The sequence below is a fragment of the Brevundimonas sp. MYb52 genome (assembly GCF_002979535.1).
Classification (GTDB): Bacteria; Pseudomonadota; Alphaproteobacteria; order Caulobacterales; family Caulobacteraceae; genus Brevundimonas.
Window position 1 is genome coordinate 231,635 of record NZ_PCPB01000002.1, and the last position, 20,464, is coordinate 252,098.

A 20,464-nucleotide genomic window follows, 5' to 3' on the forward strand; every position below is an offset into this window, starting at 1 on the left:
CTAGTCTTCCAGCGCCGCCTTGGCGCGATGGAAGATCGCCTCGAACATTTCCGGCGTCAGCCGGCCCGTGTTCGTGTTCAGGCGTGAGCAGTGATAGCTGTTGATGATGGTGTAGCCGCCGACCTTGCCCTCGACGCCGTGCCCGGCGGGGATGGCCGTGCCGGGATAGCCGAGCGTCCGCAAGATGCTGCGCCGTGACACGTCGCCCAGGGTCACGATCACCTTCAGCCGGGGCAGGGCGGCCAGCCGATCGATCAGGAAGGGACGGCAGGTGTTTTCCTCGTCACCTGTCGGCTTGTTCTGCGGCGGGGCGCAGCGCACGGCGTTGGTGATCATGGCGTCGACCAAGGTTAGGTCGTCCTGTCCGTCGGGGTCGTAGGTCCCTCGCGCGAAACCGGTCTTCCTCAGGGTGTCGAACAGCAGCCAGCCGGCGTGGTCGCCGGTGAAGGGGCGTCCAGTGCGATTGGCGCCCATGCGGCCCGGCGCCAGACCCGCAATCAGCAGGCGGGCGTTGGGATCGCCGAACGACGGAGCGGGGCCATTCCACCAGTCGGGGTTCTGGCGGATGTTCTCCTGGCGATAGGCGACCAGACGAGGGCACAGGGGGCAGTCGCGCGCCGGTTCAGGGTTCAGGGCGCGGCTCACGTCCGGTCGCTCCGGTCCAGGGTGCGGGCGACGCCCTGATTCATGGCGGCCTTGGGCTTGCTGAAGTGGATCATGACGTCGGACAGGTCGATGAAGGAGTCGGCCTGGCGGCGCAACTCGTCGGCGATCTGGGGTGGTTGGGTGCGGGTGGTCGAAACCACGGTGACGCGCACGCCCTTGGCCTGGATGGCCTCGACGACCCGGCGAAAATCGCCATCGCCCGAGAAAAGGACCATGTGATCAAGACGCGGAGCCAGCTCCAGCATGTCGACGGCGATCTCCATGTCCATATTGCCCTTGATGCGGCTGTGGCCCTGGGCGTCCGTGAAGCGCTTGACCGGCTTGGTCACGACGGTGAAGCCGTTGTAGTCGAGCCAGTCGACCAGCGGCCGAATGGGCGAGAACTCTTCGCCCTCGACCACCGCCGTGTAATAATAGGCGCGCACCAGCTGGCCCTTCTGGCCGAACCAGTCGGACAGCTTCCTGAAGTCGAGATCGACGTTGAGTGCGCGGGCCGCCGAATAAAGGTTGGCGCCGTCGATGAACAAGGCGATGCGGTCGCCCGTGTGGCCGGTCATGAATATGAGTCCGTGGAAATGGTCGAGAATATGAGCGTCCCGACCGAAATCCCCGAAGGCGACCTGGATCTGGACGGTGCAGTCATCGTCGCCTTGGGCTGCAATGACAAGGGTGTCTGGGCGTCCTGCGAAGAGGCGCTGGAGGCCGCGTTGGCCCGCTTCCGGGCCGAGGGCGTCGATATTCTGGCTCGCTCGTCCTGGTGGGCGTCAAGGGCCTGGCCCGATCCGACCGATCCGCCCTTCCTGAACGGGGTGGTCATCGTGCGCACCGAGCATGATCCGGGCGTCTTGATGAGCAAGCTGTCGCGGATGGAGGACGTATTTGATCGCCGTCGCAGCGTTCGCAACGCGCCCCGCACCCTGGATCTGGACCTGATCGCCTACGGACGGCTGAGCGGCGACCTGGACGGGCTGATCTTGCCGCATCCTCGGGCGGCTGAGCGCCTGTTCGTCATGGGGCCGCTGGCCGAGATCGCCCCGGCGTGGCGACATCCGACGCTTGAGGGCGACGCCGCGTCCCTGGCCGGACAGACGAGCGTCGGCGTCGATGCGCGACCTTTGAACCGTTGACCTGATCCCGGAGCAGGATAGCTTCGTCGGAAATGACACCGGGAGACAACGCCATGTTCCTGCCAACCCTCGTTTTGATTGCCGCCTTACAGGCCCAGCCCGCCTCGCCGCCGGCGGGGGTCGGCGTGGTGATCCGCGAGACCGACACCATGGTGCGTCAGGTTCCGCCGCATAGCGGGCAGGGCATGAGCACGGCCTATCGCATCTCCGACGGCGTGCCGAACCGGGCGATGGAGTTCCGCAAGCGGGTCATGCATCCCGGCGCCGCCATTGGCCTGCATCCGATCGCCCACGACGAAGTCTATTATGTCGTCAGCGGCGAGGGCGAGGTGACGTCGGACGGGGTGACGACGCAGATGCGCGCGGGCGACGCGGCCTACCTGTTCGACGGCAATGTCGTCGGCATCCGTCAGACGGGAGAGGTGGACCTGGTGCTGATCATCAGCTATCCGCTGGCCCAAAGGAAGAACTGAGGCGTTTTGCGCCGCATTCCGGCCTTCGCGGCGTTGCACAATCACGCCTAACCCTATATTTTGTGCGGTTCTCCCTGCCGCCAGAGGAATTTCATGGCCCGCGTCACTGTCGAAGACTGCATCGAGAAGGTTCCGAACCGCTTTGGTCTGGTTCTGCTGGCCGGTCACCGCGCCCGCAACATCGCCAACGGCGCCCCTCTGACGCTGGACCGCGACAACGACAAGAACCCTGTCGTGGCCCTGCGTGAAATCGCCGACGACACTGTCGTGCCGGACGACCTGCGCGAAAACATCATCACCACGCTGCAACGCGTCGATGAGCGCACCGAAGCCGAGGATGAGGCCGAAGTCGTGGCCCTGCTGGCCGAGCCGCAGCACATGAACATGGCCGAGGCCGAACTGATCCGTGCGCTGCAAAGCGACCGGGACGGCGGTCAGGAGGAACGCTACTGACGGCTGAGCCTGTCAACGGCGTAACCATCCTCCCGGCGCGGTCCCCCGCGGACCCGTCGCCGGATCAAGTCGCGAATCAGATAGACCAGACGGCGTCGCTCCTTTCCGGGGCGGCGCCGTTGTCGTCTGAAGTCTCCGAGTCTCAATTGTCTGAAGCCAAGCGCGCCCCGATCATGCGCCAGTTTGAACTGATCGAGGCGGTCAAGGCCTATGACCCCACCGCCGACGAAGCGCTGCTGAACCGCGCCTATGTCTATGCGATGAAAATGCACGGCTCGCAGTTGCGGGCTTCGGGCGATCCCTATTTCGCCCATCCGATCCAGGTCGCGGGCATCCTGACCGACTACAAGCTGGATACGGCGACCATCGTCACCGCCCTGCTGCATGACGTGGTCGAGGACACCTCGGCGACCCGTGACGACATCGCCGCCATGTTCGGCGAAGAGGTCGCCGTCCTGGTCGAGGGCGTGACCAAGCTGTCGCGGCTGGAGCTTCAGGCCGAGCACACGCGTCAGGCCGAGAACCTGCGCAAGTTCATCCTGGCCATTTCCAAGGACGTGCGGGTCCTGCTGGTCAAGCTGGCCGACCGCCTGCACAACATGCGCACCCTCCAGTACGTCAAGCCGGAGAAGCGCGAGCGCATCAGCCGCGAGACGCTGGAAGTCTATGCCCCGCTGGGCCGATCGATCGGCATCCACTCCATCGCCTCCGAGTTGGAGGAACTGGCGTTCGAACACCTGAACGCCACGGCCCGTGTCGCCATCCAGCGCCGTCTGGAGGCGCTGAAGCTGGAGCACGGCCGCGCCATCGAGGGCGTGTCGCGCGAAATCGAGACGGTCCTTAGCGAGGCGGGCATCCCCGCCCATGTGAAGGGTCGCGAAAAGACGCCCTATTCGATTTGGCGCAAGCTGCAGAGGAAGTCGGTCGGCTTCTCGTCCTTGTCGGACATCTACGGCTTCCGGGTGATCGTCGAGGCCGAAGACGACTGCTATCGCGCGCTTGGCGTCATCCACCGCGCCTGGCCCATGGTGCCGGAACGGTTCAAGGACTTCATCTCGACGCCCAAGTCGAACAACTATCGCTCGCTGCACACCACGGTGGTTGGCCCGGGCGGCCTACGCATCGAGATGCAGATCCGCACCGAGATCATGGACCGCGTGGCCGAGGACGGGGTGGCTGCGCACTGGGCCTACAAGAACCATTCCTATGGCTTCGACCGTGAGGCGATGGAGGCGGATGGCGGGCGCGACCCGCTGCTGAACCTGCGCCATCTGGTTCAGGTCATCGAGCACGGCGAGGGCGGCGAGGACTGGGTCGAGCACGCCAAGCTCGAAATGTATCTGGATCAGGTCTTTGTCTTCACGCCCAAGGGCGCGCTGATCACCCTGCCGCGCGGGGGCATGGCGCTGGACTTCGCCTATGCGGTCCACACCGAGGTCGGCGACACGGCGGTGGGCGTCAAGATCAACGGCGAACTGAAGCCCATGCGCACGGCGCTGCAGAACGGCGACGTGGTCGAGATCATTCGCGGGACCAAGCGCGAGGTGCCGACCGACTGGCGCAGCCTGACGGTGACGGGCCGGGCGCGTTCGGCCATTCGCCGCCATATCCGCACGTCCGAGCGCGACGAGTTCGTGCGCCTGGGCAAGGCGACGCTGGAGCAGACGCTGGAACGCGCGGGTAAGTCTCTGGCCGAGGTTTCGCTGAAACCGGTGCTGGAAACCCACGCCATCGCCACCGAAGAGGACATGTTCGACGCCATCGGCCGGGGGCGTCTGGCTGCGACCAAGATCGCTGAAACCATGTTCCCGGCGCTGAAGGGCCAGTTGAAGGCCGGGCCGGAGCGCAAGCGGATCGGCAATGAACACGCCCGTCTGTTCGTGCGCGGCAGCGGCCTGACGCCGGGCGTCAGTATCCACTTCGGCGCCTGCTGCAGCCCTGTGCCGGGCGACCGCATCGTCGGCATCCTGGAGCCCGACAAGGGGCTGACGGTGCACACGATCGACTGTCAGACCCTGGCCGACTTCGCCGACGACGACAGCGTCTGGCAGGATCTGCAATGGACGCCGCAGGCGGAACAGGACGCCGTGGCCGCCGCTCGTCTGCGCGCCACCATCCGCAATGCGCCCGGCGTGCTGGGCCAGGTGGCGACCATCATCGGTGAGGCCGGCGGCAACATCCTGAACCTGTCGATGGCCCACCGTCAGCAGGACTTCTTCGATGTCGACATCGACGTCGAGGTCGAGGACGCGCGTCACGCCACCATGATCATCGCCGCACTGCGCGCCAATCCGTCCGTCGACACCGTGGACCGCGCGCGGGGCTGATCGCCTGCGCGTCTGACTGAAGGCCGAAATGACTCCCGAACAGCAAGAACTCGCCAACGCCGCTCAACTGGCGTCGCCCTCCTATCGACTGGCCGCCCTGGATCAGGACTTCCTGCTGGGCGAGTCCATGCGCGGCGTGCGCTTCCTGATGGAATACGAGAAGGCCGAGGAGGCGCTGAAGGCCTGGGGCGTGCGCTCGACCATCGTGGTGTTCGGCAGCGCCCGCGTCGGCGCCAACGGGGGCGGTCGCCACGCCTACTGGTACGAACAAGCGCGTCAGTTCGGGCGCATCGCCTCGGAGCGGGGCGGGGCCTTCCGCGGCTCGCCGGGCGAAGTCCGCGACAACGTCATCGCCACCGGCGGCGGTCCGGGCATCATGCAGGCCGCCAACCAGGGCGCGCATGAAGCGGGCGCGCCGTCGATCGGCTTCAACGTCACCCTGCCGCACGAGCAGGTTCCCAATCCCTGGTCGACGCCGGAGCTGACTTTCCAGTTTCACTACTTCGCCATGCGCAAGATGCATCTGGCCATGCGGGCCAATGGCCTGGTGGTCTTCCCCGGCGGCTTCGGCACGCTGGATGAGCTGTTCGAGATCCTGACCCTGCGTCAGACGGATAAGGCACCGCCGATTCCCATTGTCCTGTTCGACGAGGCCTATTGGCGCTCGGTCATCAACTTCGACACCCTGATCGAGCACGGCATGGTCAAGGCCTCGGACATGGCGCTGTTTTCCTTCGCAGACGACGCTGAGACCGTGTGGGCGAAGCTGCTGGAAGGCGGTCTTAAGCCGAACTGCGACACCAAGTAGGTCACTCGGCTTGAGGGGCGCGGATGCAAGGTCTAAGGGACGCTCTCATGAACACTGAAGACGTCCTCAACGAATTCCGCGACGCCGGCGCTCTGCGCGAAGGCCATTTCGTCCTGTCGTCCGGCCTGCACAGCCCGGTCTTCCTGCAGAAGAACCTGGTCTTCATGGACACGCGCCGCTGCGAGCGCCTGTGCAAGGCTTTGGCCGAGAAGATCGTGGCTACGGTCGGCCCGGTCGATGTGGCCATCTCGCCCGCCGTCGGCGGCATCATCCCCGGCTATGAGACGGCGCGGCACCTGAACGTGCGCTCGCTCTACGTCGAGCGTGAAGGCGGCGAGTTCAAGCTGCGTCGCGGCTTCACTGTCGAGCCGGGCGAGAAGGTGGTCATGGTCGAGGACATCGTCACCACCGGCCTGTCGTCGCGCGAATGCATCGCCGCCATCCAGAAGGCCGGTGGCGAGGTCGTCGCCGCTGCCTGCATCGTCGATCGCTCGGGCGGTCGCGCTGACGTGGGCGTGCCGCTGATCGCCCTGGCGACGCTGGACGTCCCGGCCTATCCGGCCGACGCCCTGCCGCCGGAACTGGCCGCCCTGCCGGTCGAGGATCCGGGCAGCCGCCGGCTGTCCAAGTAAGAGAAGAGAGAACGGGATGAAGCGCGAGCGGGTTCGTCTGGGCGTCAACATCGACCACGTCGCCACGGTTCGTAACGCGCGCGGCGGCGCTCATCCCGATCCGGCCCGTGCGGCCGAGGCGGCGCTGGCGGCGGGGGCGGACGGCATCACCGCCCACCTGCGCGAGGATCGTCGTCACATCACCGACGCCGACATCGACGTGCTGACGGCGCTGTGCCGCCGCGCGGGCAAGCCGCTGAACTTCGAGATGGCGGTGACCGACGAGATGCTGGCCATCGCCCTGCGTCACCGTCCGCACGCCGCCTGCCTGGTGCCAGAGCGGCGCGAGGAGGTCACGACCGAGGGTGGTCTGGCCGTTGCCGGTCACGAGGCGCGCATAGCCCCCGTGGTGAAGGCGCTGTCGGAGGCGGGCATCCGCGTCAGCCTGTTCATCGAACCGTCAGAAGCCCAGGTCGAGGCCGCCGCCGCCGTGGGCGCGCAGGTGGTCGAGTTCCACACCGGCCGTTATTGCCACCTGACCGACCCCGCCGAGCGCGCCTTCGAGCTGGACCGTCTGGCCGCCGCAGCCGCCCAGGCCGACATTCTGGGGCTGGAGGTCCACGCCGGGCACGGTCTGGACTACGCCACCGCCAGCGTGGTTCTGGCGATCCGCGAGATCAAGGAACTGAACATCGGCCACTTCCTGATCGGGGAGGCGGTCTTCGTCGGTCTGGACGCCGCCATTCGCCGGATGCGGACGGCGATGGATGAAGCTGTCAGCGGAGCCGGTCAGTGATTATCGGCGTCGGCGCTGACCTGTCGGACATTCGCCGCATCCAGAAGTCGCTGGATCGGTTCGGCGACCGCTTCAAGGAGCGCTGCTTCACCGAACTGGAGCGCACCCGTTCCGACCGCAAGCCGGACCCGGCCTGGAGCTACGCCAAGCGGTTCGCGGCCAAGGAAGCCTGCGCCAAGGCCCTGGGCACCGGAATGCGCGCCGACGTCTATTGGCGCGACATGGGGGTGGTGAACCTGAAGTCGGGTCAGCCGACCCTGGCCCTGACCGGTCACGCCGCCGAACATCTGGCCCGCCTGATCCCGACAGGGCACGAGCCGCGCATCCATCTGACCCTCAGCGACGAACACCCTTATGCTCTCGCTTTCGTGGTCATCGAAGCCTTGCCCGTGGCTTAATCAGCCTTTACGCCTCAGGCTTCCAACCCCGCGTTCTGCGGGGGATTCGAGCAGACCATGAGCGACGACCCAAAGGCGAACGGCGGCGCCGGCAATCCTGCCATCGACCCGACCGAGCAGCGACCGATCTGGAGCGACGACGGGGACGCCCCCTTCGACATGGGCGACGATCCCGAAGCTCTCGACAGCGACAAGCCGATCTACGCCACGCCGCGTCCCAAGAAAGCCAAACGTGTGAAAAAAGAGAAGTCCGCGAGCAACGAGACGGTCGAGATCATCAAGACCGTCGTCTTCGCCCTGCTGATCGCCTTCGTGCTGCGGGTGCTGCTGTTCCAGCCCTTCACCATTCCCTCAGCCTCGATGGAGCCCAACCTCTACGAGGGCGACTACATCGTCGTGTCGAAGTGGTCCTATGGCTATTCCAAGCACTCGATCCCGTGGAGCCCGCCGCTGTTCGACGGCCGCATCCTGGGTAAGGACCCGACGCGCGGCGACATCGTGGTGTTCAAGCTGCCGCGTGACAACAAGACCGACTACATCAAGCGCGTGATTGGCCTGCCGGGCGACAAGGTGCAGATGATCGCCAACAAGCTCTACATCAACGGCGCCCCCGTGAAGGACGTTGTCGTCAGCCGCGCTGAACTGGCCGACATGTTCGGGCCTCGTCCAGTGACCCAGGTCCGCGAAACCCTGCCCAATGGCAAGAGCTTCATGACCCAGGACTATGGTCCCGGTGGCGACCTGGACGACACCCCGGTCTATGAGATCCCGGCTGGCCACTTCTTCATGATGGGCGACAACCGCGACAACTCGATCGACAGCCGCGTCGAGATGTCGGCTGGCGTGGGCATGGTTCCGGCCGAGAACCTGGTCGGCAAGGCCGAGATCATCATGTTCTCCTGGTCGCCGGGCGCGTCGCTGTTCAACCCGGTCAGCTGGTTCGCCAACCTGCGTCCCAGCCGGTTCTTCAAGATCCTGGACTGATGGCGAACGTGCGTGCCGAGGCCGTGGCCGCGCTCCGGCGCCGGCTGGGCCATGACTTTGCTGATCCGACCTTGCTGGAACGCGCCCTGACCCACGCCAGCGTGGGCGAGGGCGCGGGCCAGGTCGAAGGGCGCCCCATCGCCGACAACGAACGGCTGGAGTTCCTGGGCGACCGAGTGCTGGGCCTGCTGGTCGCCGACCGGCTGATCCGCGACTTCCCCTCCGCCGACGAAGGCCAGTTGTCTGGCCGTCTGCACGCCCTGGTGGACAAGGCCGCCTGCGCCCGCGTGGGCGAGCGGCTCGGTGTCGGCGCGGCGCTGCGCCTGTCGCCGGGCGAGACCAAGACGGGTGGCCGCAGAAAGGCCGGAGTCATCGCCGATGCTGTCGAGGCTATTCTGGCGGCTGTCTATCGCGACGGCGGCCTGAGCGCGGCCAAGACCATGTTCGACACCGCCTGGGCCGAGGAGTTCGCATCGCCTCCGGCGCCGGCCGTAACCAATCCCAAGTCTGCTCTGCAGGAGTGGGCGCAAGCACAAGGGCGTCCGCTGCCAACCTATCGGGTGGTCGAACGCACCGGATCAGATCATGCTCCGACCTTCGTGGTCGAAGCGACGGTGGTCGGTTTCGACCCCGAGAAACAAACAGGACGTTCGCGTCAAGAGGCGGAAAAAGCCGCCGCCACAGCACTATTGAAACGAGAAGGCGTAATTTGACCGAGACCCTCAACCCGAACCAGCGCGCGGGCTTCGCCGCCATCATTGGCGCGCCCAACGCCGGCAAGTCCACGCTGGTGAACCGCCTGACGGGCTCCAAGGTCTCGATCGTCACCCAGAAGGTCCAGACCACGCGCTTTCCGGTGCGTGGGATCGCCATCGAGGGTGACGCCCAGATCGTTCTGGTGGACACGCCCGGCATCTTCACGCCCCGCCGCCGTCTGGACCGCGCCATGGTCGCCTCGGCCTGGGGCGGGGCGCAGGACGCCGACGTGGTGCTGCACCTGATCGACGCGCCCTCGCACATTGCTTCGGAAGGCCGTGACGGCACCCCGGCCGACCGCAAGTCGGCCGAGGACACCGAAACCATCATCGCCAATCTGCAGGCGACGGGAACCAAGGTCATCCTGGGCCTCAACAAGATCGACGGCATGCGCCGCGACACCCTGCTGGCTTTGTCGCACCGCCTGTTCGAAACCGGCGTCTATGAAGAGGTCTATATGATCTCGGCCCTCAGCGGCGACGGCGTGGACGACCTGAAGAAGCGTCTGGCCCGCTCCATGCCCGAGGGGCCGTGGCTCTACCCGGAAGATCAGTCGGCCGACGTGCCGGTCCGCGTGCTGGCCGCCGAGATCACCCGCGAGAAGGTCTATCTGCGCGTCCACGAGGAACTGCCCTATTCGGCAGCGGTCGAGACGACCTCGTTCGAGGAAAAGGCTGACGGTTCGGCCCGCATCGAACAGACCATCTATGTCGAACGCGAAAGCCAGCGCCCGATCGTTCTGGGCAAGGGCGGCCAGACCTTGAAGTGGATCGGCCAGAAGTCGCGCGAAGAGCTGATCGAGCTGCTCGACCGCCCGGTTCACCTGTTTCTGACCGTCAAGGTCGACCCCAAGTGGCAGGACAGCCGCGCCCTTTACGCCCAGTTCGGGCTGGAGTTCGACGTCTAGGATCGTAGTTCAGTATCGTGTTTGTAGTTCCCAAGTCCGCAGGCGGGCGGCCCTGGTTCCTCGGAACCCTGGCCGCGGTCGCTCTGGTATCCGCCGGCGCCGGCGCCTGGATCGTCCACGCCATCGCGCCTGAAACCCAGGCGGCGACGGCGACCAAGGCCAGACTGCCCGAACGCCCGCCGGTCGAGGTGGTCGAGGCCCTGCCGCAACTGAAGGCGCGGCTGGACTATCTGGGCGAGCACAAGCAGTTCATGGGCGCCATCCTGGTGGCCAGGGGCGATCAGGTCCTGTTCCGGCAGGTCTATGGCAAGGCGAACTACGAAAACAACCAGCCGCTGAAACTGGACACCCGTTTCCGCCTGGCCTCGGTGTCCAAGCAGTTCACCGCCGCCGCCATCCTGAAACTGCAGGATGAGGGCAAGCTGTCGGTCAACGACCCGGTCTGCAAATGGATCAAGGCCTGCCCGGACGCGTGGAAGCCGCTGCGGATTCACCACCTGCTGTCGCACACCTCGGGCATACCCGACCTGATGGCGCAGTCCGAGTGGGGACGCATCCGCGTCACGCCGCGCACGCCGCAGGAACTGACCGAGACCTCGGCCCGCTATGGCTTGCAGTTCGAGCCGGGCACCAAGATTCGCTACGACAACGCCGCCTACAACCTGGCCGCCGAGATCGTCGCCAAGGCCAGCGGCAAGCCGTTCGAGACCTATCTGAACGACGCCATCCTGAAGCCTCTGGGCCTGAAGGACACCGGGTCGGACGCCCACGCCGACGCCCAAGGCCTGGCCATGGGTTACGCCAACTTCCCCGCCGGACTGGCGGCCCAGCCGATCGCCAACGTCAGCGTGGTCTATGGCGCCGGCGCCCTGTATTCGACGCTGGACGATATGCTGGTGTGGAACCAGGCCCTGCATAAGGGCCATGTCCTCAGCGACGCTTCTTACGCCCAGATGATCGCCGACCATGCGCCCGAGGGCACGCCCAAGGAGCGGGGCCGCGCGCACCGCGCCTATGGCTACGGCATCTACGTCAACAGCCTGGGCGAGCAGGTGAGGCCCGCCTTTGACGACAAGCAGATCTATCACACGGGCAGCTGGGCCGGATTCCGCAACCTGGTCCTGTATCAACCGGACGCCGACGTGACCGTGGTGGTCCTGTCCAACAACTACCACCAGCGCGACCTGGTCTTCATGCTGAGCCAGCAAGCCATGGCCGAGGCCTTGGGGCGCGAGTTCCCGACGGGGCTGAACCGCTAGAAGTCAGCTTTCTGATCTCCTCCCCATTCCATGGGGAGGTGGCGCGGAGCCGTAGGCGACGTGACGGAGGGGGCGGCTCGACGGCAGACCTTTGCGTCGCCCCCTCCACCGCTTCGCGGTCCCCCTCCCCATGAAATGGGGAGGAAATGAGCGCTTCGCTTTACGGCTGCATCGATCCCGTTTCGATAAACCGCTGGTGCCAGGACAGGGCCTCGGTCAGCAGGTGCGGCGATTGCAGGCCGTAAGACCCCTTCAGGGCACGGGCGTAGTAGTCGCTGAGCGCGTCGCGATAGTCGGGGTGGGCGCAGTTGGCGATGATGACCTGGGCGCGCTGCTTGGGCGACAGGCCGCGCAGGTCGGCCAGACCCTGTTCGGTGACGATGACCTGTACGTCCTGGGTGATGTGGTCGACGTGGCTGGCCATGGGGACGATGGCCGAGATCTTGCCGCCCTTGGCCGTCGAGGGCGTGACGAAGCAGGAGATGTAGGCGTTGCGGGCGAAATCACCTGAACCGCCGATGCCGTTCTGGATGCGCGAACCCATGACATGGGTCGAGTTGACGTTGCCATAGATGTCGGCCTCGATCAGGCCGTTCATGGCGATGCAGCCCAGGCGGCGGATGATCTCCGGGTGGTTCGAGATCTCCTGCGGGCGCAGGATGATCTTGCCGCGGAACTGCTCCATCCGACTGTTCAGATCAGCGGCGGCCTCTGGACTAAGCGAGAAGGCGGTGGCCGAGGCGACGGTCAGCTTACCGCTGTCGAGCAGGTCCAGCATTCCATCCTGCAGCACCTCGGTATAGGCGGTCAGGTTCTCGAACGGGCTGTCGGCCAGACCGGCAAGCACGGCGTTGGCGACATTGCCCACGCCCGATTGCAGCGGCAGCAGATGGGCGGGCAGGCGGCCCAGCTTCACTTCGTGCTGCAGGAACTCGATCAGATGCCCGGCGATGGCCGTGGCGCTGGCGTCCGGCGCGGCGAAGGGCAGGTTGCGGTCGGGGCTGTCGGTCTGGACGATGGCGGCGATCTTGGACGGATCGACGCGGAAGACGGTCTCGCCGATCAGGTCGGTCGGCTTGGTCAGCGGGATCGGCACGCGCGCCGGCGGCAGGGCCGTGCCGTAGTAGATGTCGTGCATCCCCTCCAACGCCGGGTTCTGCCAGCTGTTGACCTCCAGGATGATGCGGTCGGCGCGGTCCAGCCAGGTCTTGTTGTTGCCGATAGACGACGAGGGGATCAGGGCGCCGTCCTCGCGGATGCCTGACACCTCCACCACCGCCGTCTCCAGCGGGCCGAGGAAGCCCTGCCAGGCGACCGGCGCCACCTGCGACAGGTGCATATCCAGGTATTCCATCTCGCCCTTGTTGATCTTTTCGCGGGCGATGGGATCGGAGTTGTAGGGCAGGCGGAACTCGATGCCGTCCGCCTTGGCCAAGGCGCCGTCCAGCTCCGGCCCGGTCGAGGCGCCGGTCCAGACCTTCAGCTTGAAGGGATTGCCCGCTGCGTGCTCGGCCTCGATCCGGTCGGCCAGGGCCATTGGCACGACCTTGGGATAGCCCGAGCCGGTGAAACCGCTCATGCCCACGGTCGAGTTCGCCGGGATCAGGGCGGCGGCGTCCTCGGCGGACATGATCTTCGACTGCAGGGCGGCGTTGCGGACGCGGGACATCGGAAACCTGACGACTGGAGCCGGGGAGGGCTCGGGGAACGGAGCGGACATAGGCACCGCATCACCCTGATTCCAATACGGCTTTGGTCGTAACAGTCCGTGATCACAAAGGCGTCAGCCGCCGGGCTTCCAGTCCGCCGCCGGGTTGGTGTTGATCATCCACGGGATGCCGAACTTATCCGTCAGGCTGCCGAAACCGGGCGACCAGAAGGTTTCGGCGAAGGCCATGCCGACCTTGCCCCCTTCGGACAGGGCGCCGAACACCTCGCGCGCCTTGGCGAGGTCGTCGGTGTGATACGAGACGTCGAAGCCGTTCTTGGGCTTATCGATATTCGGGGCGAACTCGGGCGGCAGGTCGGCCCCCATGATGGCCTGGTCCTCGACCTCCAGCCAGCCGTGCATCAGCCAGTCCTTGTATTTCGGATCGACCGGCATGTCGGGCGGGCCGTCGCCGAACGGAAAGGCGGCTGTGACCTTGCCGCCCAGCACGCGGGCGTAGAACTCCAGCGCCTCGCGGCACTGGCCCTGAAAGCTGAGGCTGGTGACGATCTTCATTTTGTCCTCCCTTGGATCGGGGCGAAACGCACGAGAGCGCCGAAGTGTCCTTCTCCCCTTGCGGGAGAAGGTGGCAGGCGAAGCCTGACGGATGAGGGGTCTCGCTAGGTTATGTGAAGGCTGATGGGCAGACTGCTGCGCAACCCCTCATCCGACCTCGCGTGGCTCGGCCACCTTCTCCCGCAAGGGGAGAAGGGCAACGGGCGCTTTCTTCGCTAAAGGAACAGGACTAGAACATTCTTCATGATCACCGCCGCCCTGATGATGCTCCAACTGTCCGCAGCGCCTGCCGACACCGCCTCGGTCGAACGCACCCTGGACGCCATGCATGCGGCTGCTTCAGCGGCCGACGGCGAGGCCTATTTCGCGACCTTTACTGCGGACGGCCGCTTTATCGGCACCGACGCAACCGAACGCTGGACCCTGCCGGAGTTCCGCGCCTACGCCATGCCCTACTTCTCGCAGGGCAAGGGCTGGACCTATCGGCCGTCGCAGCGTGTGGTGACGATCGCCTCGATCGACTGCCGCTGTGTCGCCTGGTTCGACGAGGTTCTGGACAACGACGCCTATGGGACCACGCGCGGGTCGGGCGTGCTGCGCCTGACCGACGACGGCTGGAAGATCGAACAATACGTCCTCAGCTTCGCCGTGCCGAATGACAAGGCGCGCGCCGTCGTCGACGTGATCAAGGCCGACTGATGGAGGTTCAGGACGACGCCTTCGTCCTGTCGGCGCGGGCGCATGGGGACACCGGGGCCGTGGTCGAACTGCTGACCGAGCATCACGGGCGACGTGCGGCCTATGTCGCGGGCGGGGCGTCGCGCAAGATGCGGCCCTTCCTGCAGGCCGGGGCACGGGTCGTGGCCGATATGCGGTCGCGGACCTCGGACCAACTGGGCTCGGCGCGGCTGGAGCCTGTGGGCGAGGGGCCCGCGGCCCTGTTCGACGATCCTCTGGCCCTGGTCGGGCTGAACGCCGCCGCTGCGGTGGCGCAAGGGGCGCTGCCTGAGCGCGAGGCGCATCCGGGGGCGTTTTACGCCTTCGAGGCCCTGATGGGGGCCTTCGTCATGCCCGAGGTCTGGCCCGCCATCTTCGTGCGTTTTGAGGCGGGGCTGCTGGAAGACCTGGGCTTTGGGCTGGACCTGTCGCGCTGCGCCGCCACCGGCTCGATGGACGACCTGATCTATGTCAGCCCGCGCACGGGCCGCGCCGTCAGCAGAGATGCGGGCGCGCCCTATGCCGACAAGCTGCTGAACCTGCCGCCCTTCATGCTGGGGGCGCAGGCGGGGCTAGGCGAAGGCGACGTGAAGGCCGGGTTGGAGCTGACCGGCCACTTCCTTGAGCAGTTCGTCTTCCACGCCCTGAACAAACCGCTGCCGCCCGCACGGGTCTGGATGATCGAGCGGCTGGCAGAGGCGGGAAGGCTCTAGCCAAAGGTGAGGGCGAAGACCTGAACCCCGGGGGCGAGGAACTCGATCTCGAAGGTCCGCTCGCGGGCGCCGCCGGACTGGCGCACCAGTTGATACAGGCGTTGGCTGTCGATCCGGCCCAGGCCCTGCGCGTCGATGTCCAAGCCCGCGTCGGCCCCCGGCGCCTGACCGTCGATGCGGACGCGGAAGGGCACCGGCTGGCCCATGCTGCTCGGCCCCATGACCAGATGCAGGTCGCGGGCCTTGAAGCGGAAGGCCAGTCGTCCGCCCGCCGTCTGCAGGTCGGCGTGTTCGGAGCGCACGATCCAGTCGCCGGACAGGCTCCAGTCGTTCAGCTGCAGTGGCGCCGCCGCATAGGTCTTGCGCACGTCGAAGCCGAAGCCGCCGGGTGAGACAAAGTGCTCGGCGCGGGCATAGCCGACATAGGTTTCGGGCGAGGCGACCTCGGCCATGTCGGCGGCGGCCTCTGCGCCCTGACCCCGCACCTGAACCACAGTCTGATCGACATTGGCGGCCCCGGCCTCCTTCAGCAGTTGCTGGATGACCCGCTCGGAATGTTCGTAATCGCCCTCGCCGAAGTGGTGGTAGCGGATGTCGCCCCTGCCATCGATGAAGTAGTGGGCGGGCCAATATTTGTTGTCGAAGGCGCGCCAGATCGAGAAATCATTGTCCATGGCCACGGGGTAGGTGATGCCGAACCGGCGCACGGCGTCGCGGACGTTGGCGGGGGACTTTTCGAAGGCGAATTCGGGCGTGTGGACCCCGATCACCACCAGACCCTGATCGCGATACTTCTCGGCCCAGGCGCGGACATAGGGGATGGTCCGCACGCAGTTGATGCAGGAGTAGGTCCAGAAGTCGACCAGCACGACCTTGCCGCGCAACTGCTCGGTGGTCAGGGGCGGGCTGTTGATCCACTCGGTCGCTCCGGTCAGAGGCGGCATGGTGCCTTCGACGGGCAGGGCGTTGAGCGGGGCCGGGGCGGCGTTCATCGGCTGGCTAGCGCCAAAGCGGCTGAGCAGGCTCTGTTCGATGTGGTTCGTGCTGCTGCTCGACAGCCGGGTCAGCAAGCCGGTGTCGAGGCCCAGCGCAATGGCGGCGACGCCGATCAGGACCAGCACGCCCAGACCCCTACGCACCCATTCGCCGACGCCCAGCGACTTTTTCATCGCCTGAAACACCTTTCCGCCGATCAGCAGGGCCAGAGCCAGAGATGTCGCGGCCCCGGCGGCATAGGCGACCAACAGCAGGGTCGTACCGACGCTGGCCCCCTGAAGCGCGGCGCCGGTCAGGATCAGCCCCAGGATCGGCCCAGCGCACGGCGCCCACAGCAGGCCTGTCGCCACGCCCAGCAGGAAGGAGGGCCAGAAACCGCCACCGGACTGCTGCTCTGCGCTGGCCTTCTCGGTCAGGCGCGAGCCGAGCGCGACCAGAGGCCGGGTTAGCCGATCCGCCAGCGACGGAAACACCAGGGTCAGCCCCAGCACCGCCATGACCGCCAGGGCGATCCAGCGCCCGACCTGATTGGCCTGCACCGCCCAGCCGCCGCCGACCGCCGCCAGCGTCGCCACCCCGGCAAAGGTCAGCGCCATGCCCAGCAAAAGGGGCAGGCCGCTTTTCATGAAGGGCTGGCCCGCCCGCGCGAAGACAAAGGGCAGCACCGGCAGGATGCAGGGGCTGAGAATGGTCAGCGCCCCGGCCAGATAGGACAAAAGGATCAGGAGCATGGCGTCGTCCTATGGCCTCAAACCTGGATCTTACGCTGCGAAGAACGCTTCGGATGGCGTCGGGTTACAAGAGCCGTTGCAGGTCGCGGATAGCGGCGCGGGCTTCCTGCGCGAGAACTTCAACCAGCTCAGCGGCCGGCAGGGCGCGGGTCAGGGGCGCGGCCTGACCGGCCCATTGCGGGGCGTAGCCGTCGTCGCCCTGCAGGCTGGCGGCGGCGTTCAACGCCTTGCCGATGTCGTAAGCGTAGGGATAGGCGGCGACGAGCGCTTCGTCGGCGCGCTGCATGAAGGCGTTTTCGATGCCGCGTGCGGGGCGGCCCGAGATCACGGGGCTGACGCGAGTGCGCTCGGCGCGGGGACTGGCCAGGGCCGCGCGATAGGCCGCGTTGGCGGCGGACTCCGGGCAGGAGACGAAGGCCGTGCCCAGTTGTGCACCCGCTGCGCCCAGCGCCAGCGCCGCCGCGATCCCGGCGCCGTCCATGATTCCGCCCGCCGCGATACTCGGAATGTCCAGTTCGCGGGTCAGAAGGCGCGTCAGGGGCAGGGTCGCAAAGCGCGGGTCGTCGGCGGGATCGAAGACGCCGCGATGGCCGCCGGCCTCCACCCCCTGAGCCATCACCATGTCGATCCCCGCCGCCTGGGCCAGTCGGCCTTCCTGCGGCGTGGTGGCGCTGGCGATCAGGACGCAGTCGGCGGCTTTCAGGGCGGCGATCCTGTCTGGATCCGGCAGGCCGAAGTGGAAGCTGACCACGGCGGGCTTCTCGTCCAGCAGGACGGCCAGCTTGGCGTCGTCGGTCAGGAAGCTCTGGTAGATCTCGTTCAGGGCCTCGGGCGGCGCGGCGCCGAACTGGGTGAAGATCGGGCGCAGGCTGTCGATCCAGACCCGGTCACGTGCTGGATCAGGCGGCGTCGGCTTATGGCAGAAGACGTTGACGTTGAACGGTCGCGTCGTCAGGGCCTTAAGCGCCTGTATCTGACGTCGGCCCCCGGCCGCGCCGACCGAGGCGATGGAGATGGAGCCCAGCGCCCCAGCGTTCGACACGGCGGCGGCTAACTCGGGCGTCGAGGTCCCGGCCATCGGCGCCTGAATGATAGGCAAACTCAGTCCGAGGCGGTCGGTGAGGGCGGTCTTCATGGCGGGTTCCTGACCTGATCTGCGGCGACCCTCCACAGATAGGCGTGGATCGTCCCCGCGTCAGCCGCGCGCTACGCTAGACTTTGTCGTTCAGATCACCGATTCGAAGTCGCATGACCATCCACACCCCGACACCTGAAGGCGGCCGCATCGTTGAAGAGCCGATGAGCGAGGCGCTGTCCAAGCGCTATCTCGCCTACGCCCTGTCCACGATCACCAACCGCGCGCTGCCCGACGTGCGTGACGGCTTCAAGCCGGTGCACCGGCGCATCATGTACGCCATGCACCAGATGCGGCTGAACCCGCAGGCGGCGGCGCGCAAGTGCGCCAAGGTCGTCGGCGAGGTCATGGGCGGCTATCACCCGCACGGCGACGCCTCGATTTACGAGGCCTTGGTGCGACTGGCCCAGGACTTCGCCCAGCGCTATCCGCTGGTCGACGGACAGGGGAACTTCGGCAACATCGACGGCGATAGCGCAGCCGCCATGCGCTACACCGAGTGCAAGCTGACGCCCGCCGCCGTCCTGCTGCTGGACGGCATCGATCAGGACTCGGTCGACTTCCGCCCCACCTATGACGATCAGGACGAAGAGCCGCTGGTCCTGCCGGCGGGCTTCCCCAACCTGCTGGCCAATGGCTCGTCGGGCATCGCCGTGGGCATGGCGACCTCGATCCCGCCGCACAATGTCGGCGAACTCATCGACGCCTGCCAACTGCTGCTGGAGCGGCCCGAGGCGACGACGGCGGAGCTGGTGCAGATCGTGCCGGGGCCGGACTTCCCGACCGGCGGGGTCTCGGTGGAAGGCCATGCCTCCATTCTGGACGCCTATGAAACCGGTCGCGGCGGGGTGCGTCTGCGCGCGCGCTGGGAGACTGAGGACCTGGGCCGGGGCGTCTGGCGCATCATCGTCACCGAGATGCCCTATCAGGTGCAGAAGAGCCGCCTGATCGAGGGTCTGGCCGACCTGATCGAGAACAAGAAGGCGCCGCTTCTGGGCGACGTGCGCGACGAGTCGGCGGAAGACATTCGCCTGATCCTTGAGCCCAAGAACCGCACCATCGAGCCCGAGATGCTGATGGAGAGCTTGTTCAAGCTGTCCGATCTGGAGGTGCGCTTCCCGATCAACATGAACGTGCTGGATGCCTCGGGCACGCCGCGCGTCATGGGCCTGAAGGACTGCCTGCGCGCCTTCCTCGATCACCGCCGCGTGGTGCTGAACCGTCGCAGCCAATGGCGGATCGAGCGGGTCGAGAAGCGACTGCACCTGTTGGAAGGCCTGCGCATCGTCTTCCTCAACCTGGACGAGGTGATCCGCATCGTCCGCGAGGAAGAGCAGCCCAAGGCTGTTCTGATCGCGCGCTTCGGCCTGAGCGAGCCGCAAGCCGATTACATCCTCGACACCCGTCTGCGTCAGCTGGCGCGGATCGAAGAAATGGCGATCGACAAGGAATACAACGCCCTGGCCGAGGAACTGGCGGCGCTGAAGGCGCTGACCTCGTCCGAGGCCAAACAGTGGAAGGCCATTTCCAAGGAGCTGGAGGCGGTCCGCAAGGCCCTGATCTCGCCGCGCCGCACGACCATCGGCGAGGCGGTGGACAGCTCGGCCTTCGTGGCGCCCGAGGCCTTCATCCCGCGCGAAGCTATCACCGTCATCCTGTCGGAACGCGGCTGGATCCGCGCGGCCAAGGGCAAGGTCGAGGACCCGTCGGAGCTGAAGTTCAAGGAAGGCGACAGCCTGGCCTTCCTGGTCCCGACTTTCACCACCGACAAGCTGCTGATCGGGGCCTCTGACGGGCGCATCTTCACGGTCGGCGCCGACAAGCTGGCGTCGGGGCGCGGCCACGGCGAACCGCTGCGCCTGATGATCGATCTCGACGAAAAGGCTGAAATTATCAACGTCGTGGCGCACGAACCGAATGCGAAGCTTCTGGTCGCGTCCAAGGCCGGCTACGGCTTTGTCGCGCCGGAAAACGACCTTCTGGCCCAGAAACGCGGCGGCAAGCAGGTGCTGAACGGCGACATGCTGTCCATGCTGCGCGTGACTGGCGACCACGTCGCGGTCATTGGCGAGAACATCAAGGCGCTGATCTTCCCGATCGCCGAACTGCCCGAAATGGGTCGCGGCAAGGGCGTGAAGCTGCAGAACTACAAGCAGGGCGGTCTGGTCGATGTTTCGGTGTTCAACGCCGAGACGGGGCCGGAATGGGCTGACGGCGGCGGTCGTCGCCGCAACTGGCCCGACTGGAAGGACTGGCTGGGCAAACGCGCGAGCGCCGGTCGCCAGGGGCCGCGCGGGATGAGGAAGTTCCGCTGACACCAAGGTGACGGCGATTTCATTAGGCGGTCGCCGTCAGCCCTTGCGATAATCTCGCCCTAGGCCGT

21 protein-coding genes are annotated in these 20,464 nt (G+C 66.4%); 15 read left to right on the forward strand and 6 right to left on the reverse strand.

Features of this window, described 5'->3' with window-relative positions:
* Both CQ039_RS04475 and CQ039_RS04480 read right to left on the reverse strand, forming a co-directional pair.
* Positions 1–645 (reverse strand): uracil-DNA glycosylase, encoded by a 645-nt coding sequence (locus CQ039_RS04475; RefSeq protein WP_105563999.1) that lies wholly within the window; start codon positions 643–645, stop codon positions 1–3.
* Positions 642–1,223, reverse strand: a complete 582-nt coding sequence (locus tag CQ039_RS04480) for an NYN domain-containing protein (protein WP_105564000.1) — start codon at positions 1,221–1,223, stop codon at positions 642–644. The genes CQ039_RS04475 and CQ039_RS04480 overlap by 4 nt, the downstream gene beginning before the upstream one ends.
* A 30-nt stretch (positions 1,224–1,253) precedes the next feature.
* Between CQ039_RS04480 and folK the strand changes: the two genes are divergently transcribed.
* The 12 genes from folK to CQ039_RS04540 all read left to right on the forward strand — a co-directional run bounded on the left by folK (position 1,254) and on the right by CQ039_RS04540 (position 11,565).
* Positions 1,254–1,793, forward strand: a complete 540-nt coding sequence (folK, locus tag CQ039_RS04485; RefSeq protein WP_233190261.1) for a 2-amino-4-hydroxy-6-hydroxymethyldihydropteridine diphosphokinase — start codon at positions 1,254–1,256, stop codon at positions 1,791–1,793.
* Between the two features lie 53 nt (positions 1,794–1,846).
* On the forward strand, positions 1,847–2,266 hold the full coding sequence (locus CQ039_RS04490) for a cupin domain-containing protein (protein WP_105564002.1): 420 nt from the start codon (positions 1,847–1,849) through the stop codon (positions 2,264–2,266).
* Positions 2,267–2,359: 93 nt separating this feature from the next.
* A complete protein-coding gene (rpoZ, locus tag CQ039_RS04495; protein ID WP_105564003.1) occupies positions 2,360–2,719 on the forward strand; it encodes a DNA-directed RNA polymerase subunit omega in 360 nt (119 codons plus the stop codon).
* A gap of 173 nt (positions 2,720–2,892) precedes the next feature.
* On the forward strand, positions 2,893–5,046 hold the full coding sequence (locus CQ039_RS04500) for a bifunctional (p)ppGpp synthetase/guanosine-3',5'-bis(diphosphate) 3'-pyrophosphohydrolase (RefSeq protein WP_199183566.1): 2,154 nt from the start codon (positions 2,893–2,895) through the stop codon (positions 5,044–5,046).
* Positions 5,047–5,074: 28 nt separating this feature from the next.
* The gene (locus CQ039_RS04505) at positions 5,075–5,854 is read left to right on the forward strand and encodes a TIGR00730 family Rossman fold protein (RefSeq protein ID WP_105564004.1); all 780 of its coding nucleotides are present in this window, start codon (positions 5,075–5,077) and stop codon (positions 5,852–5,854) included.
* 47 nt (positions 5,855–5,901) lie between these two features.
* Positions 5,902–6,486 (forward strand): orotate phosphoribosyltransferase, encoded by a 585-nt coding sequence (gene pyrE / locus CQ039_RS04510; protein WP_105564005.1) that lies wholly within the window; start codon positions 5,902–5,904, stop codon positions 6,484–6,486.
* A gap of 16 nt (positions 6,487–6,502) precedes the next feature.
* Entirely contained in the window at positions 6,503–7,261 is a 759-nt protein-coding gene (locus CQ039_RS04515) for a pyridoxine 5'-phosphate synthase (protein ID WP_105564006.1), read from the forward strand.
* Complete coding sequence (acpS, locus tag CQ039_RS04520; protein WP_105564007.1) at positions 7,258–7,659, forward strand: holo-ACP synthase; 402 nt, start codon at positions 7,258–7,260, stop codon at positions 7,657–7,659. The genes CQ039_RS04515 and acpS overlap by 4 nt, the downstream gene beginning before the upstream one ends.
* Before the next feature lie 57 nt (positions 7,660–7,716).
* Entirely contained in the window at positions 7,717–8,643 is a 927-nt protein-coding gene (lepB, locus tag CQ039_RS04525; protein ID WP_105564008.1) for a signal peptidase I, read from the forward strand.
* A complete protein-coding gene (gene rnc, locus CQ039_RS04530; protein WP_105564009.1) occupies positions 8,643–9,356 on the forward strand; it encodes a ribonuclease III in 714 nt (237 codons plus the stop codon). Before lepB ends, rnc begins: the two co-directional genes overlap by 1 nt.
* Positions 9,353–10,306 (forward strand): GTPase Era, encoded by a 954-nt coding sequence (gene era, locus CQ039_RS04535; RefSeq protein WP_105564010.1) that lies wholly within the window; start codon positions 9,353–9,355, stop codon positions 10,304–10,306. Before rnc ends, era begins: the two co-directional genes overlap by 4 nt.
* Before the next feature lie 17 nt (positions 10,307–10,323).
* Positions 10,324–11,565, forward strand: coding sequence for a serine hydrolase (locus tag CQ039_RS04540; protein WP_105564011.1), 1,242 nt, complete (start codon positions 10,324–10,326; stop codon positions 11,563–11,565).
* 160 nt (positions 11,566–11,725) lie between these two features.
* Here CQ039_RS04540 and CQ039_RS04545 read toward each other — a convergent pair whose 3' ends face one another.
* Positions 11,726–13,234 (reverse strand): acetyl-CoA hydrolase/transferase family protein, encoded by a 1,509-nt coding sequence (locus CQ039_RS04545; protein ID WP_105564012.1) that lies wholly within the window; start codon positions 13,232–13,234, stop codon positions 11,726–11,728.
* A 114-nt stretch (positions 13,235–13,348) separates the two neighbouring features.
* Positions 13,349–13,789, reverse strand: coding sequence for a VOC family protein (locus tag CQ039_RS04550; protein WP_105564013.1), 441 nt, complete (start codon positions 13,787–13,789; stop codon positions 13,349–13,351).
* A 243-nt stretch (positions 13,790–14,032) separates the two neighbouring features.
* On the opposite strand from CQ039_RS04550, the gene CQ039_RS04555 reads away from it, so the two are divergent.
* Together CQ039_RS04555 and recO are read left to right on the forward strand one after the other, a co-directional pair.
* Positions 14,033–14,488, forward strand: coding sequence for a nuclear transport factor 2 family protein (locus CQ039_RS04555; protein WP_105564014.1), 456 nt, complete (start codon positions 14,033–14,035; stop codon positions 14,486–14,488).
* Complete coding sequence (gene recO, locus CQ039_RS04560; RefSeq protein WP_105564015.1) at positions 14,488–15,219, forward strand: DNA repair protein RecO; 732 nt, start codon at positions 14,488–14,490, stop codon at positions 15,217–15,219. Before CQ039_RS04555 ends, recO begins: the two co-directional genes overlap by 1 nt.
* Here the strand turns inward: recO and CQ039_RS04565 are convergent.
* On the reverse strand, positions 15,216–16,946 hold the full coding sequence (locus CQ039_RS04565; protein WP_105564016.1) for a cytochrome c biogenesis protein DipZ: 1,731 nt from the start codon (positions 16,944–16,946) through the stop codon (positions 15,216–15,218). The genes recO and CQ039_RS04565 overlap by 4 nt on opposite strands.
* A gap of 64 nt (positions 16,947–17,010) precedes the next feature.
* A complete protein-coding gene (locus CQ039_RS04570) occupies positions 17,011–18,081 on the reverse strand; it encodes a nitronate monooxygenase family protein (protein WP_105564017.1) in 1,071 nt (356 codons plus the stop codon).
* Between the two features lie 113 nt (positions 18,082–18,194).
* Here CQ039_RS04570 and parC point away from each other — a divergent pair, with 113 nt between their 5' ends.
* Positions 18,195–20,396, forward strand: coding sequence for a DNA topoisomerase IV subunit A (gene parC / locus CQ039_RS04575; protein ID WP_105564018.1), 2,202 nt, complete (start codon positions 18,195–18,197; stop codon positions 20,394–20,396).
* Positions 20,397–20,464 lie beyond the last annotated feature (68 nt).